Here is a 14,962-nt window from a genome sequence, read left to right on the forward strand (position 1 = left end):
GAGGGGGTGAAAGGGCCCGGCGGGCCGGATTCAGGACGGTTGGGCCTGGTGCGCTTGAGCCTGGCGCGCGTTGCGCAGGCGCAGGCGCACATGCAGTGCGCAGGCGGCAAACAGGCTGAGGCACAGCAGCACCTCCAGCCCGGCCAGCCAGGCACCGGGCGAGCGGTCGCTGTAGGCGCGCACCACGCCTTCGGTGAAGTACAGCCACACCAGCAGGCTGACCCAGCGGTAGGTGTACATGCGGTTCTTCAGCAGGCCGGCCAGCGGAATGCACAGCGGCAGCACCTTGAGCGCGAGCAGCGAGCCACCCGGCCGCACCGGGGCCAGCACCAGCTCCCAGGCCAGGCCCAGGGCGATCAGCCCAATCAGGCTGCCCACCGCCAGCCAGCGGGTCAGCCGTACCGATGGGTCAGAAGAAAGCGCATTCTCGGTTTGGAGCTGGGCGTCGGGGGGGGCGGTGCGATCAGGCTGTGTCATGGCGATGGCATCATAGCGGCCATGTTCGAGTCTGCCCGTTCCACTTCCCCCCGACGCCCCTGGTCGTTACGCCTGATGTTGGAGCTGAGGCACTTCTGGCGCAGCCTGATGCGCTTTCCGTGGCGCGTCACGGCCTTGACCCTGCGTGAGCGCTTCCGCGAGGACCGGCTGGGCCTGACGGCCAGCAGCCTCACCTTCACCACCACCCTGGCGCTGGTGCCGCTGGTCACCGTGGCCCTGGCGGTGTTCACGGCCTTCCCGATCTTTGGCCAGGTGCAGGGCGTGTTGCAGCGCTGGTTGATCGAGAGCCTGGTGCCCGAGACCATCTCGCGCCAGGTGCTGGGTTACCTGACCCAGTTCTCCAGCAAGGCCAGCCAGCTCGGGGTGGTGGGCCTGTCGGCCCTGCTGGTGACGGCCCTGACCCTGATCCTGACCATCGACCGCACACTGAACAACATCTGGCGGGTGCGGCGCCCGCGCAAGCTGGGCCAGCGGGTGCTGATCTACTGGGCCGCCCTCACGCTGGGCCCCCTGGTGCTGGGCATGAGCCTGGCGCTGACCTCGTACGTGATGAGTGCCTCGCGTGGCCTGGTGTCAGGCCTGCCGGCGCCGATCCGGGTGCTGCTGGATTCGGTCGAGTTCCTGGTGTTGGCGGCCGGTCTGGCCGGGCTGTACCACTTTGTGCCCAATACCCAGGTCAAATGGGCCCATGCCTGGACAGGGGGCCTGTTCGTGTCGCTGTGCATGGAACTGGCCAAGAAGGCGCTGGCGGTCTACATGGCCCAGGTGCCCACCTACTCGGCGGTGTATGGGGCGTTTGCCACCTTCCCGATTCTGCTGATCTGGATCTATGTGGCCTGGGTCATCGTGCTGCTGGGGGCCGTGACCACGGCCTACCTGCCCAGCCTGTTGTCGGGGGTGGCCCGTTACGGCACGGGTGCGGGCTGGACTTTTCAGCTGGCGCTGGAGGTGCTGGACCACCTGCGCCAGGCGCGTGAGCAGCCGCACCATGGGCTTAGCCTGCCTGAACTGGCCGCCGTGCTGCAGGTGGACAACCTGCAACTCGAGCCGGTGCTCGAAACCCTGTGCGATCTGGACTGGGTGGGCCTGCTGCAGGTGGATGAGGGCTCGCCCGTGGCGCGCCACGTGCTGCTGGCCGCCCCGGAGACCACCCTGCTCGCGCCCTTGCTGGAACGCCTGCTGCTGCAGCACCGCAGCAGCGTGGCACCGTTCTGGGATCGGGCCGGCCTGTCGGGCCTGTACCTGGCAGACGCCTTGCCTGCGGTCCGTTAGCAAGCTCTCAGAACGGCACCCGGCCCAGCCAGATGTCACGGTACATGGCCCAGTCGCCCATGAAACTGTAGAGCGGGCGCTTGAAGCTGGCGGGCTTGTTCTTCTCGAACACGAAATGCCCCACCCAGGCCAGGCCATAGCCGCACAGCAGGCCATACAGCAGGTACTGGGGGCGCCCGGTGAAGGCCAGCATGGCCAGGCACACCAGACTCAGCGTGGAGCCCAGAAAGTGCAGGCGCCGACAGGTGCGGTTGCTGTGCTCGCCCAGGTAGAAGGGGTAGAAGTCAGCAAAGCGGGTGAACTGGCGTGGGTCGACGCCGGGGGCGGCCGTGGGGGTGGCCTGGGCTGAGGTCATGGGGCGACTCCTGGGGTGGGTGCTGCAGTCTAGGCAGCCCCTGCCGTTCGTCGGTGTCGCCCCGGTGTCTTCAGGCCCTCAGGAAATCCCGGATCGCGAACAAGGTGTCGTCGGGCGCCTCGCTCATCTGGTGGTGGCCCACCGGCACGTTCACGCTGCGCACCGCCTTGCCTGCGGCCTGGCCTGCCTGGATCAGGCCCAGGGCGGCCTTGGGTGGGGTCATCTGGTCTTGTGTGCCCAGCACGAACAGCACCGGGCAGCCGAGGTCGGCCATGGCCTGCAGGCCCCCGGCGTACTGGTCGCAGGCCTGGAAGCCGCGGTGGAACACGTTCACCGAAGGGTTGCTGCGCAGCACGCGACGGCCCAGCGCCATGCCGCCGCCAAACACCCAGGTGCCCGGCCCCAGCGTGGACGGGGGCGCGCACAGGGTGCTGCGCGAAAAGACGTTGATCATGCGCAGCGCCTTCTCAGGCTCGTTGAGCGAGCCCTCCAGCAGGGCGGGCGATACCTTCATGGGGAAGGCGCAGCCCACCAGCACCAGGTGGCTGACGCGCTGCTGGAGTTGGGCGGCCGCCTGCAGCGCAATCAGCGAGCCCCAGCTGTGGCCCACCAGCGCGGCCTTGTCGACGCCCGCGGCCTGCAACAGATCGCCGATGAAGGTGGCGGCCTGGTCCACGCTGGCGGGCGCCTCGCCGGCGCTGCGGCAATGGCCGGGCAGGTCGATGGCCAGCACGTTCCAGCCATGGTTGGCCAGGTAGCGGCTTTGCAGAATCCACACGCTGTGGTCGTTCAGCACCCCGTGGATGAAGACCACCGTGGGCTGGGCCGGGTTGAAGGGCTTGCCCCCGGTGTAGCAATAGGTGTCGTGCCCGTTGACCTGGAGGATCATGGCTCAGCTCCCCGCCTTTTCTGCCGCCTTGAGGGCGCGCTTGAGGTCGTCGATGAGGTCGTCCGGGTCTTCCAGACCGATGGACAGGCGGATGGTGCCCTGGCTGATGCCGGCGCCGGCCAGGGCCTCGTCGCTCATGCGGAAGTGGGTGGTGCTGGCGGGGTGGATCACCAGCGAGCGGCAGTCGCCCACGTTGGCCAGGTGGCTGAAGAGCTTGAGCGCCTCGATGAACTTCTTGCCCTGCTCGCGGTTGCCCTTGAGGTCGAAACTGAACACCGAGCCGGCACCCCGCGCCCCAAAGCGCAGCAGGCGTTCGGCCAGCGCGTGGCTGGGGTGTGATTCGAGCAGCGGATGCCCCACCCGTGAGACAAAAGGCTGGCTGGCCAGGAACTCGACCACCCGGGCGGTGTTACTCATGTGCCGCTCCATGCGCAGGGGCAGGGTTTCGATGCCTTGCAGGATCAGCCAGGCCGAGTGCGGGCTCAGACAGGCGCCGAAGTCGCGCAGGCCCTCGCGGCGCGCGCGCAACAAGAAGGCCCCCACGGTGGACTCTTCGCTGAACACCATGTTGTGGAAGCCGTCGTAGGGCTGGGTCAGCTCGCTGAAGCGGCCGGCCGCGGCGGGGCCGTCCCAGTCGAAGCTGCCGCCATCGACCACGATGCCGCCGATCACCGTGCCATGACCCGACAGGAACTTGGTGGCCGAGTGGTAGACCAGATCGGCCCCCAGCGTCAGCGGCTTGATCAGGTAGGGCGAGGTGAGGGTGGAGTCGACCAGCAGGGGCACACCGGCCTCGTGGGCGATCGCGGCCACGGTGGGGATGTCCAGCACGTCCAGCCCCGGATTACCCACGGTTTCGCCGAAGAACAGCTTGGTGTTGGGGCGCACGGCAGCGCGCCAGCCATCGATGTCACCCGGCTTGACGAAGGTGGTCTCGATGCCGAATCGTCGCAAGGTGTAATGCAGCAGGTTCTGCGAGCCGCCATACAGGGCGGTTGAGGCCACGATGTGCGAGCCGGCCCCCATCAGGGTGGCGACGCTGAGGTGCAGGGCGGCCTGGCCGCTGGCGGTGGTGATGGCGCCAATGCCTTCTTCCAGGGCCGACACGCGCTGCTCCAGCACGGCGTTGGTGGGGTTGGAGATGCGCGAGTAGACGTGGCCCGACCGCTCCAGGTTGAACAGGGCGGCCGCGTGGTCGCTGGACTCGAACACGAAGGAGGTGCTCAGGTGGATGGGCACGGCGCGGGCGCCGGTGCTGGGGTCGGGCGCAGCGCCCGCGTGAAGTGCCAGGGTGTCGAACCCGGGGTCTGAATAGCCGGCCATGCAGGGTCTCCTCTGATTTCTCATCCGGTGCGCGAGCGCATCATCATAAAAGGCCTGCCCAGGGCGGCCCGCTCGCGCACGCAGAGCTTGCCGTGCTTTGTGCGCCGAACTTGCAGAACCTGTGTCATGTAGGTTGCAAAATCGGTCGGCGAACGGGGATTTCTTCGTTATATTCTTTCCAATCAACCGCCAGGAGACGAAACATGAAAGTCAGCGACATCCTCCGGGTCAAGGGCAACACGCTCTACACCGCCACCCCCGACGAGCCTCTGGCCAAGGCCATCCAGATCATGGCCGAGAAAGACATCGGCTCCCTGGTCGTCATGGAGCATGGCGACCTGGTCGGGATGCTGACCTTCCGCGAGGTCATCATGACCGTGGTGAAGAACGGCGGCGGCGTCGGCACGACCCTGGTGCGCAGCGCCATGGACGACCACCCCCTGACCTGCACCTCGGAAACCGACCTCGACGAGGTGCGCCGCATGATGCTGGACCGCCATGCCCGCTACATGCCCGTGATGAACCAGCGCATGTTGATGGGCGTGATCAGCTTCTACGATGTGGCCAAGGCCGTGGTGGACAGCCAGAACTTCGAAAACAAGATGCTCAAGGCCTACATCCGCGACTGGCCCGAGGAAGACAGCAGCGCCAATTGATCGGTGCGGGCCGCGCTGGCCGCCACCCTCGACCACCGGGCCCCAGGGCCCGGTTTTTCGTTGGGGGGTCAGCTCAGCCCGACCTCTTTGCGTTGTTTCAGCCATTGCTCCAGCTCAGGCGCTGGCAGGGGGCGGCTGAACAGGTAGCCCTGCAGCACCGGCCCGCCCTGGTTTTGCAGCCAGCTCTGTTGATCCCGGGTTTCGACACCCTCAGCCACCACCTCGATGCTCAGGCTGCGGGCAATGCTCATGACCGACAGGGTGAGGGTGCGCGCCGCCTGGCTGGTGGACAGGTCTTGCACAAAACTCTTGTCGAGCTTGAGTTCCTGGATGGGCAGGCGGTGCAGGTAGCTCAGGCTGGAATAGCCGGTGCCAAAGTCGTCCAGCGACAGGTAAAAGCCCCTGGCATGCAGGTCCTGGATATTGGTCGCCGTGATGGAGCGGGTGTCCATCATCACGCTCTCGGTGATCTCCAGCATCAGATCGGCCGGCTGCAGGCCGTGCTGACGCAGGCGGGCCTCCAGCCGGGCTGAAAAATCAGGCTCGTGAAAACTCTTGGCCGACAGGTTCAGCGCCACCCGGGGCACGGGCAGGCGGGCTTGGCGCCAACGCACCAGTTGCAGGCATGCCTCGTCCACCAGCCAGTCGGTCATGGGGCGGATCAGGCCAGCCTCTTCCGCCACCGGGATGAATCGGTCGGGCGGCACCATGCCCCATTCAGGGTGGCGCCAGCGCATCAGGGCCTCCACGCCATACAGGGTCTGAGCTGCGTCGCTGCGGATCTGGGGCTGGTAGTGCAGGCTCAACTGGCCAAGCTGCAGGGCTTGGCGCAGCGCCAGCTCCAGCGCCGCCCGGGCCAGGGTGCGCTGGTTCATCTCGGGGTTGAACAGGCGCAGGCTGTGGGCAGAGTCGCTCTTGGCCTGGTACATGGCTTGGTCGCCGTGGCGCAGCAGGGTGTCGACGTCCTGGCCGTCGGTGGGGAACAGGGCGATGCCGATGCTGGCCTGGGGCTGGTGGGTCTGCCCATCGATCTGCACCGGCACGCCCAGGGCTTCGAGCACGCGTTGGGCGGTCTGCACGGCCTGCTCAGCTGTACTGTCTGTGAGCAGCAGCACGAACTCGTCACCCGAGAGGCGCCCTGTCAGGTCGCGCGGGCGGATGCTGCGCGTGAGTCGGGTGCCCACCTCACACAGCAGGGCATCGCCGGCAGCGTGTCCCTGGTTGTCATTGACCCGCTTGAAGCGGTCCAGATCGATGTAGAGCAGGGCGGCCGAGCCGCCTTCTCGGGCCAGCAGGTCGAGCGCACGTTCGGCGCTTTGGCGGAACATGGCCCGGTTGGGCAGGCCGGTGAGCACGTCGAAATAGGCCAGCTGGTGGATGCGTGCCCTGGCCGCCTCGCGCTCCAGGGCGAGGGCGCACAGGTGCAGGCAGACCTCGACCAGCCGGTGGTGCAGGGCGTCCGGCACACGGTGGTCCTGGAAGTAGAAGGCAAAGGTGCCCACCACCTGCCCCTGGTGGTTCTTGATTGGGCTGGACCAGCAGGCCTTCAGGCCGGTCGGCGCAAAGACGGCCCGGTAGTCGGTCCACAGTGGGTCGGTCTCGATGTCGGTGACCAGCACCGGCTCGCCTCGCCAGGCCGCGGTGCCGCAGGATCCGGCGCTGGGCCCGATCGGAGCGCCCTCGATGGCTTGGCCGATGTAGGGCGGCATGCTCGGGGCGGCAAGCGGGTGGACGCGGCCATTCCCATCGACCGCCAGGATGGTGGCCGTGACCTCGGGCGCGATGCGCTCCACTTCGCGGCAGACCAGGTTCATCAGCTCGCTCAGCGGGATCTCGTTGACCATGCCTTCGAGCACCTTCTTTTGCAGTACCTCGTGCATCTTGGTCAGCGTGATGTCGTTCATCACGGTGATCGACTGGGTGCCGCTCAGTGCCCGCGAGGTCTGGTTGACCACCATCGACACCCAGCGCGGCTGCCCGTTGCGGCCATAGACCAGGGTTTCGATGCGGGTGTGTCCGTGCAGCGCCAGCGCGTCGCGAATGGTCTGGGGCAGGTTCGGGTCTGAGTGGCGCCCCAGCAGCACCTCGTCGGGAGTGCGGCCCAGCACCTCGGTGGGGCTGTAGCCGAACATGCGGGTGAAGCCCTCGTTCACGTAGCAGATGCGTCGCCGGGCATCGGTGATCAGGATGGCACTGTCGCTGGCGTCCAGCGCGTGAACCACCATGCTCTGGTCCACCTTCGGAGCAGGCACAGCCGCGGCAGGCAGGCCTGGCTGCTGGTCTGGCTCTGACGGATGGCTTGAAGGCATGGGCGTCTCGCGCTGGGATGTCCCCTGTTCAGCACATCGTAGCAGGGTGTAACAAGGCTGAAGGGGAGGATTTACATGGCTTTTGTCGGCCACATCCGGGCTGGTGCTGACCTGCGAACAGGCCTGCGTCACTCTGGGATAATCGCGACATGAGCGGCAATACCCTTGGAACCCTTTTCTCCGTCACCAACTTCGGTGAATCCCACGGCCCGGCCATCGGCTGCGTGATCGATGGCTGCCCGCCGGGCATGCAACTCAGCGAGGCCGACATCCAGGTCGAGCTGGACCGGCGCCGCCCAGGCACCAGCCGCCACGTCACCCAGCGCCAGGAGCCTGACGCAGTGGAGATCCTCTCCGGCGTCTATGAGGGGCAGACCACGGGCACCCCGATCGCCTTGCTGATCCGCAACACCGACCAGCGCAGCAAGGACTACAGCAACATCGCCCAGAGCTTTCGCCCCGGTCACGCCGATTACAGCTATTGGCACAAGTACGGTGTGCGCGACCCGCGCGGCGGCGGCCGTTCTTCGGCCCGGCTGACGGCCCCCACGGTGGCGGCCGGTGCGGTGGCCCGCAAGTGGTTGTTCGAGAAGCACGGCATCGTGCTGCGTGGCTGCATGACGGCGGTGGGCGAGGTCGAGATCCCGTTCGAGAGCTGGGACCACGTGCCCAACAACCCCTTTTACGCCCCGGTGGCCGACGTCCAGAACCTGGAAGACTACATGGACGCGCTGCGCAAGGCCGGCGATTCGTGCGGTGCCCGCATCCGGGTGGTGGCCTCCAACGTGCCTGTGGGCCTGGGTGAGCCCCTGTACGACCGCCTGGACGCCGACATCGCCCACGCCATGATGGGCCTGAACGCCGTCAAGGCGGTGGAAATCGGTGCCGGCTTTGCCAGCGTGGGACAGCGCGGCACCACCCACGGCGACTCGCTGTCGCCCGAGGGCTTTCGCAGCAACAACGCCGGCGGCATCCTGGGCGGCATCAGCACCGGACAGGACATCGAGGTCAGCCTGGGCATCAAGCCGACCAGCTCGATCATCTCGCCACGCGAGTCGATCGACGTCAACGGCCAGTCGGTGGAGGTGGTGACCAAAGGCCGCCATGACCCCTGCGTCGGCATCCGGGCCACGCCGATTGCCGAGGCCCTGCTGGCCCTGGTGCTGATGGACCATGTGCTGCGCCACCGCGCCCAATGCGGTGATGTGCGCCTGCCGGTGCCCCCGATCCCGGGTTCTGTGGCCTGAACCGGCGGGTTCCGGCGGTGTCTGCCCCCTCAGCGGCGTCGGCCCAGCCGGCGTCCATGCGTGCCTTGCTGCCCTTTGGTGCGCTGTCGGCCAGCTACTTCGCGCACATCGGGTTTTTCAACCCCTATCTCCCGCTGTGGCTCAAGGATCTGGGCCTGCCCTTGCTGGCCATCAGCCTGCTGACCTCGGCGCAGTCGCTGACCCGGCTTTTCGCGCCCTATGTGTGGGGCGCCCTGTCTGACCGCACCGGCGAACGCGTGCGCCTGATGCGTTACAGCGCCACGGCTGCGTTGCTGTTGTCGCTGGGCCTGTGGTGGCCCCAGGCCGGTGTGTGGTGGCTGGGGGCGGTGCTGCTGCTCATGTTTTCGCACACCAGCGCCATGATGCCCATGAGCGAGGCCGCCATGGCCCATCTGGTGAGCCAGGGAGGGCAGTTTGACGCCAGGCGCTACGGACGGGTGCGCCTCTGGGGCTCGCTGGGCTTTTTGTTGACGGTGTTTGCGGCCGGCAGCTGGTTCGAGTGGTTCGGCATGGGCCATTTCCCGGGCTGGACCCTGTTCACCCTGCTGGCCGTGGTGGGCAGCACCTGGTGGCTGCCGGATCACCGTGAGGCTGTGCAGCAGGCACGCCACGAACACCTGCCGGTATGGCCCGTGCTGCGCCAGCCTGAGGTGCGCTGGTTTTTCGCCTCGATCTTTTTTCATGTGCTGTCGCACGTCAGCCTGTATGTCTTTTTCTCGCTCTACCTCGATTCGCTGGGCTACAGCAAGGCTGTGATCGGAGTGCTGTGGGCCATGTCGGTGGTGGTGGAGGTGAGCTGGTTCTTCACCCAGAGCCGTTGGCTGCCCCGCTGGCCCTTGACTGGCTGGCTGGTGCTGTGTGGTCTGGTCATGGCGGTGCGCATGGGCTTCACGGCGGCCTTTGGGGCCTCGCTGACGGTGCTGCTGGTGGTGCAGTGTGTGCATGCCTTGACGTTTGCCGCCCACCACACCGCCTGCATCGCGTTGGTGTCGCACTACTTTCCGGCGCGCCTGCGCGGAAGGGGCCAGGCCTTGTTCACCGTGATCGGCTACGGCCTGTCGGGCGTGACGGGTGGGCTGGGCGGGGGCTTTCTGGCCAAGGCTTTCGGGTTGTCCAGCGTGTATTGGGCCGCTTGCGCCATGGCCTTGCTGGGCAGTGCCTGCGCCTGGCGCCTGTACCGGCTGGCACACCATCTGCGCACTTGAGCCTGGTCTCGGTGCCATGGAGTCGGCCCCGGCTGCCTTTGTTCGGATGCCGTCACCTCGGTGAACCTGGCGCCACCGGCGCTGGCCTAGGATCGTGCGGCGTTCATTTTGTGAGGAGACGCACCTTGAAAATCAGATCATTTGCCGCGCCCGTGGGCTTGAGCCTGCTGGCCTTGACGCTTCAATCGGGCTGGGCCCAACAGCCGCTGCCAGCGCAACCCGCCACCGTGTCTGCCCAGGCCGAGGCCCTGAAAGGCCTGCCGCGCGAAGACCGGCGCGATTTCGAGGCCGCCCAGCGGGGCTTCATCGCCAGCCTGCCCGACGCCGCCACCATCCGCAATCCAGACGGCAGTGTGGCCTGGACGCTGAAGGGTTTCGAGTTCCTGCAACAGGAGCGGGTGCCCGACACGGTGAATCCCAGCCTGTGGCGCCAGGCGCAGTTGAACATGCTGCACGGGCTGTTCAAGGTCACCGACCGCATCTACCAGATCCGGGGTTTCGATCTTGCCAACATGACGATCATCGAGGGTGACAGCGGCCTCATCGTGATCGACCCCCTCACCACCGACACCGTGGCCGCGGCTGGTCTGGCCCTGTACCGGGAGCACCGGGGCAACAAGCCGGTCAAGGCGGTGATCTACAGCCACAGCCATGTGGACCATTACGGTGGCGTGAAGGGCGTGGCCTCGGCCGAGGACGTGGCCGCCGGGCGGGTGGCCGTCTATGCCCCGCAGGGTTTCATGGAAGAGGCCGTCAGCGAGAACGTGCTGGCCGGCAATGCGATGAGCCGGCGTGCCCTGTTCCAGTTCGGGCACCTGCTGCCGCGCGGTGAGCGCCAGCAAGTCGATGCCGGCCTGGGCAAGTACATCTCGCGGGGCCGTGTCACGCTGATCGCGCCCACCCGGCTGATCACCCAGCCCATCCAGAACGAGGTGATCGACGGGGTGCAGGTGGAGTTTCAGCTGACCCCGGGCACCGAGGCGCCCGCCGAGATGCACATGTACTACCCGCAGCTGCGGGCCCTGAACATGGCCGAGAACGCCACCCACACCCTGCACAACCTCTACCCCTTGCGGGGCGCCCAGGTGCGCGATGCCAATGAATGGGCCCGCTACCTCAACGAAGCGCGTGAGCGCTACGCCGGGCGGGTTGACGTGATGCTGGCCCAGCACCATTGGCCCACCTGGGGCAGCGCTGAAATCACCCGCGTGCTGGGCAAGCAGCGTGATCTCTACAAGTTCATCAACGACCAGACCCTGCATCTGCTCAACCAGGGTTACACCCCCAATGAAATTGGCCAGGAGCTGGTGCTGCCGCCCAGCCTGGCCGGCGAATGGTTTGCCCGCGGCTATTACGGCACGGTCAGCCACAACGCCCGCGCCGTATATCAGCGCTATCTGGGTTGGTATGACGCCAACCCGGCCCACCTCAACCCCTTGCCGCCCCAGGCGGCTGCGGCCAAGTGGGTGGCCTACATGGGCGGGGCCGACGCTGTGCTGGCCAAGGCCCGGGCCGATTTCGCCAAGGGCGAGTACCGCTGGGTGGCCGAGGTGGTCAATCAGGTCGTGTTCAGCGACCCGGACAACCGCGAGGCCCGTGAGTTGCAGGCCGCCACTCTGGAGCAGATGGGCTACCAGGCCGAATCGGCCACCTGGCGCAACGCCTACCTGCAAGGGGCCAGCGAGTTGAGAAACGGCGTGCCCAAGGGCGCGACCGTCAGCTCCAGTGCCGATGTGGTGCAGGCCCTGTCGATCGAGAACCTGTTTGACTTCATGGGGGTGCGCCTGGACGGGCAGCGCGCCGCGGGCAAGACCATCGTGCTGAACTGGGTGTTCACCGACACCCAGCAGCGTTATGCCATGACCCTGGACAACTCGGCCCTGACCTACCTGAAGGGCAAGACCGATCCCCAGGCCGACGCCACGCTGACCCTGCCGCGCACCGTGCTCGATGCCATCAACACCAAGCAATTGAGCCTGCGTGATGCGGTGGGCGCCGGCAAGGTGCAGATCGCCGGCAAGGGCGAGAAAGTGGGTGAACTGCTGGGCCTGATCGACGAGTTCCAGCCCAGCTTCCCGGTGGTCACGCCGCGCCAGGCCGCGGGCCGCTGAGGCCAAAAAAACAGGCCCCGAATCTCGGGGCCTGTTGGGGTGGTGTGAACGCAGGATGGGGCCAAGGGCCTACTTGCGAACCTCATCGACCAGGGTCTTGAACTCGTCGATGTCTTCAAAGCTGCGGTAGACGCTGGCAAAGCGGATGTAGGCCACCTTGTCCATCTTCTTGAGCTCGCGCATCACCAACTCACCGATGCGGTGCGAGGCGATTTCGCGCTGCCCCAGGTTGAGCAGCTTTTCTTCAATGCGCTCGATGGCCGTGTCGATCTGCACCGTGCTGACCGGGCGCTTGCGCAAGGCCAGGTTGAACGAGGCCTGCAGCTTGGCATGCTCATAGTCGATGCGCCGGCCGTCTTTCTTGACCACGGCCGGAAAGTTGACCTCCGGCCGCTCGTAGGTCGTGAAACGCTTCTCGCAGGCACCGCACTGGCGACGCCTGCGGATGAAGTTGCCATCCTCAGACACACGTGTTTCCACCACCTGGGTTTCGGCGTGTCCGCAGAAGGGGCATTTCATCCGTGGCGATCCAGCAAAAATTAACGGTACACGGGGAAGCGGGCGGTCAGGGCGTTGACCTTGGCGCGCACGGCCGCGATGTTGGCTTCGTCGCGTGGGTTGTCCAGCACGTCGGCCACCAGGTTGGCGGTGATGCGGGCCTCTTCGTCCTTGAAACCACGGGTGGTCATGGCCGGGGTGCCCACGCGGATACCGCTGGTGACCATCGGCTTTTCCGGGTCGTTGGGGATCGCGTTCTTGTTGATGGTCATGTGGGCAGCGCCCAGCACGGCCTCGGCCTCCTTGCCGGTGATGCCCTTGGCGCGCAGGTCGACCAGCATCACGTGGCTTTGGGTGCCGCCGCTGACGATGCGCAGACCGCGTTGGGTCAGGGTCTCGGCCACGATGCGGGCGTTGGTGATCACTTGCTGCTGGTAGGCCTTGAACTCAGGCTGCAGCGCTTCCTTGAAGGCCACGGCCTTGGCCGCGATCACGTGCATCAGCGGGCCGCCTTGCAGGCCGGGGAAGATGGCGCTGTTGATGGCCTTCTCGTGCTCGGCCTTCATCAGGATGATGCCGCCACGCGGGCCGCGCAGGCTCTTGTGGGTGGTGCTGGTCACGACATCGGCGTGCGGCACCGGGTTGGGGTAGACGCCTGCGGCGATCAGGCCGGCGTAGTGGGCCATATCGACCATGAAGATGGCGCCGACATCCTTGGCCACCTTGGCGAAGCGGGCGAAGTCGATGTGCAGGCTGTAAGCCGAGGCACCGGCCACGATCAGTTTGGGCTTGTGCTCGTGGGCCTTGCGCTCCATGGCGTCGTAGTCGATGGCTTCGTTGGCGTCCAGGCCATACGAGACCACGTTGAACCATTTGCCGGACATGTTCAGCGGCATGCCGTGGGTCAGGTGGCCGCCTTCGGCCAGGCTCATGCCCATGATGGTGTCGCCGGGTTTCAGGAAGGCCAGGAAGACGGCTTCGTTGGCCGAGGCGCCGCAATGGGGCTGCACGTTGGCGGCATCGGCACCGAAGATCTGCTTGACACGGTCGATGGCCAGTTGTTCAGCCACGTCCACGTGCTCGCAGCCACCGTAGTAGCGGCGGCCCGGGTAGCCTTCGGCGTATTTGTTGGTGAGTTGGGAGCCCTGGGCCCACATGACGGCGGGCGAGGCGTAGTTTTCGCTGGCGATCAGCTCGATGTGGTGCTCTTGGCGAGCGTTCTCGGCCTGGATGGCAGCAAAGATTTCGGGATCGGTTTGCTCGACGAGGATGTTGCGGTTGTACATGGCAGTCCTTAAAGACGTGGTCCCTGTTGCTCGGAAGAGAAGAACAAGGGCTGCCCAGGCGAACGGCTGATCGCTCGGGCCAAGGCCCTGGAGCGGCACGCTTCCCAGTGGTAACCCCACGTCAGCGGCAAGGCCTCATGAAGCTGAAGCCTGCGCCTATCGCCAGTCGCGTACCGTTCTAGTGTAACTGATGCGGCGCCGTGCCTGCATGCCGGCCTCCAGTGGCCGGCTCTGCTGCAGTGCGTGTTCAGGATTGGCTCAGCAGAGCGACCTTCTCGGTGGCAGCCGGAGCGGCTGCCGCACGGGCCGGGGCAGGGGCCACGGGGGCCGCCGGCACCGGCGTCAGGATGGGCACGTTGCGGCCGGCGGCCACCTGTTGCAGGCGGCTGTGCTCGGCCAGCACCTTGGCGGTGTAGCCGCCATCGTCCTCGACATTGGCTGCGCCCACGTAAAAGCGCAGGCCGCCTTCAATGGAGCCGGCACGGGCGATGCAGTCCTGCAGCACCTTCACACCCACCCGCAGATTGGCCACCGGGTCGAAGGCGGCCAGGTGGCCGCCAAAACCCTGGTACTTGTCGCTGTGCACCTGGGTCATGACCTGCATCAGACCCTGGGCACCGACGGCGCTCTGGGCGAACGGATTGAAGCTCGACTCGATCGCCATGATGGCGAGGATCAGCGTCGGATCCAGGCTGTTGCGCTTGCCCACATCCCAGGCCTCGGCCACGAGGGCGCTCACGGGCTCGGGGGCCACGCGGTACTTGCGGCTCAGCCAATAGGCCACGGCCGCCTGCGACTTGGGCAGGGCCCGGGGGTCGGTGGCGGTCGCGCGTTCACGGGCGTCGCGTTCGTTTTGAAGCCCGGTGAGGGCTTCCTGACGGGACTGAAGCCAGCCCATCAATTCTTCTTCGCCAGCCTGACGCAAGTCAGGGCGGGCAGTCAGGGTGATCACAGCAAAGGCGACGGCGAGGCCCAGCAGGGCAAAACCGTTGTGTGTGATCTCAAAAAAACCTTCGGCGATATCGGATGCGAATGTTCGCAAGCCTCGGGCGATTTGACCTAACGCTGTCATAGCTCTTCCTTTCTACGCGTGGGGTGGTTCGCGGCGGCACGGGCTGCGCAAGCAGCGGTGTGTGCCGTGAACCAACCCTCGTTTGGATTGGTACGCCATCAGGTTCACCGGGGCACCCAAGGGGGTTGCAAAGGGGTGAACTGACTTAGCCGGGGTCGGCAGCGGGTTCGGGTTGTCCCTTGTTTTTGGGGACGGGCGGATTCTAGAAGCATTGCAAATA

The 14,962-nt window shown here is 66.3% G+C and carries 13 protein-coding genes and 1 riboswitch; of the genes, 5 read left to right on the forward strand and 8 right to left on the reverse strand.

Annotated elements, in window-relative coordinates; translation table 11 throughout:
* Window positions 1–30: 30 nt before the first annotated feature.
* A complete protein-coding gene (locus tag L880_RS0110675; protein WP_027475671.1) occupies window positions 31–477 on the reverse strand; it encodes a DUF2069 domain-containing protein in 447 nt (148 codons plus the stop codon).
* 75 nt (window positions 478–552) lie between these two features.
* Between L880_RS0110675 and L880_RS0110680 the strand changes: the two genes are divergently transcribed.
* Window positions 553–1,770, forward strand: coding sequence for a YihY family inner membrane protein (locus L880_RS0110680; RefSeq protein WP_027475672.1), 1,218 nt, complete (start codon window positions 553–555; stop codon window positions 1,768–1,770).
* 7 nt (window positions 1,771–1,777) lie between these two features.
* On the opposite strand, the gene L880_RS0110685 is transcribed toward L880_RS0110680, so the two are convergent.
* The 3 genes from L880_RS0110685 to L880_RS0110695 form a co-directional block, all read right to left on the reverse strand.
* A complete protein-coding gene (locus L880_RS0110685) occupies window positions 1,778–2,125 on the reverse strand; it encodes an Mpo1-like protein (protein ID WP_027475673.1) in 348 nt (115 codons plus the stop codon).
* A gap of 70 nt (window positions 2,126–2,195) precedes the next feature.
* On the reverse strand, window positions 2,196–3,014 hold the full coding sequence (locus tag L880_RS0110690; RefSeq protein WP_027475674.1) for an alpha/beta fold hydrolase: 819 nt from the start codon (window positions 3,012–3,014) through the stop codon (window positions 2,196–2,198).
* A gap of 3 nt (window positions 3,015–3,017) precedes the next feature.
* Window positions 3,018–4,337 (reverse strand): O-acetylhomoserine aminocarboxypropyltransferase, encoded by a 1,320-nt coding sequence (locus tag L880_RS0110695; protein WP_019574553.1) that lies wholly within the window; start codon window positions 4,335–4,337, stop codon window positions 3,018–3,020.
* Window positions 4,338–4,540: 203 nt separating this feature from the next.
* On the opposite strand from L880_RS0110695, the gene L880_RS0110700 reads away from it, so the two are divergent.
* Window positions 4,541–4,993, forward strand: coding sequence for a CBS domain-containing protein (locus L880_RS0110700; protein WP_027475675.1), 453 nt, complete (start codon window positions 4,541–4,543; stop codon window positions 4,991–4,993).
* A gap of 68 nt (window positions 4,994–5,061) precedes the next feature.
* Here the strand turns inward: L880_RS0110700 and L880_RS0110705 are convergent, their stop codons facing one another.
* On the reverse strand, window positions 5,062–7,218 hold the full coding sequence (locus L880_RS0110705) for a sensor domain-containing protein (RefSeq protein WP_051443228.1): 2,157 nt from the start codon (window positions 7,216–7,218) through the stop codon (window positions 5,062–5,064).
* Between the two features lie 233 nt (window positions 7,219–7,451).
* Here L880_RS0110705 and aroC point away from each other — a divergent pair, with 233 nt between their 5' ends.
* The 3 genes from aroC (at window position 7,452) to L880_RS0110720 (ending at window position 11,886) form a co-directional block, all read left to right on the forward strand.
* Window positions 7,452–8,549 (forward strand): chorismate synthase, encoded by a 1,098-nt coding sequence (gene aroC / locus L880_RS0110710; protein ID WP_027475677.1) that lies wholly within the window; start codon window positions 7,452–7,454, stop codon window positions 8,547–8,549.
* A 56-nt stretch (window positions 8,550–8,605) separates the two neighbouring features.
* Complete coding sequence (locus L880_RS0110715; protein WP_027475678.1) at window positions 8,606–9,775, forward strand: MFS transporter; 1,170 nt, start codon at window positions 8,606–8,608, stop codon at window positions 9,773–9,775.
* 125 nt (window positions 9,776–9,900) lie between these two features.
* A complete protein-coding gene (locus L880_RS0110720) occupies window positions 9,901–11,886 on the forward strand; it encodes an alkyl/aryl-sulfatase (RefSeq protein ID WP_027475679.1) in 1,986 nt (661 codons plus the stop codon).
* Window positions 11,887–11,955: 69 nt separating this feature from the next.
* On the opposite strand, the gene nrdR is transcribed toward L880_RS0110720, so the two are convergent.
* The 3 genes from nrdR to L880_RS0110735 all read right to left on the reverse strand — a co-directional run bounded on the left by nrdR (window position 11,956) and on the right by L880_RS0110735 (window position 14,742).
* Window positions 11,956–12,405: a transcriptional regulator NrdR gene (gene nrdR / locus L880_RS0110725; protein WP_019574559.1), complete on the reverse strand. Its 450-nt coding sequence runs from the start codon at window positions 12,403–12,405 to the stop codon at window positions 11,956–11,958.
* A gap of 20 nt (window positions 12,406–12,425) precedes the next feature.
* Window positions 12,426–13,670, reverse strand: a complete 1,245-nt coding sequence (gene glyA, locus L880_RS0110730; protein WP_027475680.1) for a serine hydroxymethyltransferase — start codon at window positions 13,668–13,670, stop codon at window positions 12,426–12,428.
* Window positions 13,671–13,715: 45 nt separating this feature from the next.
* Window positions 13,716–13,850: riboswitch (ZMP/ZTP riboswitch) on the reverse strand.
* A gap of 67 nt (window positions 13,851–13,917) precedes the next feature.
* Complete coding sequence (locus L880_RS0110735; RefSeq protein WP_027475681.1) at window positions 13,918–14,742, reverse strand: lytic transglycosylase domain-containing protein; 825 nt, start codon at window positions 14,740–14,742, stop codon at window positions 13,918–13,920.
* Window positions 14,743–14,962: the final 220 nt, after the last annotated feature.

The organism is Curvibacter gracilis ATCC BAA-807 (genome assembly GCF_000518645.1).
Classification (GTDB): Bacteria; Pseudomonadota; Gammaproteobacteria; order Burkholderiales; family Burkholderiaceae_C; genus Curvibacter; species Curvibacter gracilis.

Coding starts and splice junctions, on each gene's coding strand:
- L880_RS0110680 (WP_027475672.1), top strand. CDS start 553: ATGTTGGAGCTGAGGCACTTCTGGCGCAGCCTGATGCGCTTTCCGTGG.
- nrdR (WP_019574559.1), bottom strand. CDS start 12,405: ATGAAATGCCCCTTCTGCGGACACGCCGAAACCCAGGTGGTGGAAACA.
- glyA (WP_027475680.1), bottom strand. CDS start 13,670: ATGTACAACCGCAACATCCTCGTCGAGCAAACCGATCCCGAAATCTTT.
- L880_RS0110715 (WP_027475678.1), top strand. CDS start 8,606: ATGCGTGCCTTGCTGCCCTTTGGTGCGCTGTCGGCCAGCTACTTCGCG.
- L880_RS0110690 (WP_027475674.1), bottom strand. CDS start 3,014: ATGATCCTCCAGGTCAACGGGCACGACACCTATTGCTACACCGGGGGC.
- L880_RS0110685 (WP_027475673.1), bottom strand. CDS start 2,125: ATGACCTCAGCCCAGGCCACCCCCACGGCCGCCCCCGGCGTCGACCCA.
- L880_RS0110735 (WP_027475681.1), bottom strand. CDS start 14,742: ATGACAGCGTTAGGTCAAATCGCCCGAGGCTTGCGAACATTCGCATCC.
- L880_RS0110700 (WP_027475675.1), top strand. CDS start 4,541: ATGAAAGTCAGCGACATCCTCCGGGTCAAGGGCAACACGCTCTACACC.
- L880_RS0110695 (WP_019574553.1), bottom strand. CDS start 4,337: ATGGCCGGCTATTCAGACCCCGGGTTCGACACCCTGGCACTTCACGCG.
- L880_RS0110705 (WP_051443228.1), bottom strand. CDS start 7,218: ATGGTGGTTCACGCGCTGGACGCCAGCGACAGTGCCATCCTGATCACC.
- aroC (WP_027475677.1), top strand. CDS start 7,452: ATGAGCGGCAATACCCTTGGAACCCTTTTCTCCGTCACCAACTTCGGT.
- L880_RS0110675 (WP_027475671.1), bottom strand. CDS start 477: ATGACACAGCCTGATCGCACCGCCCCCCCCGACGCCCAGCTCCAAACC.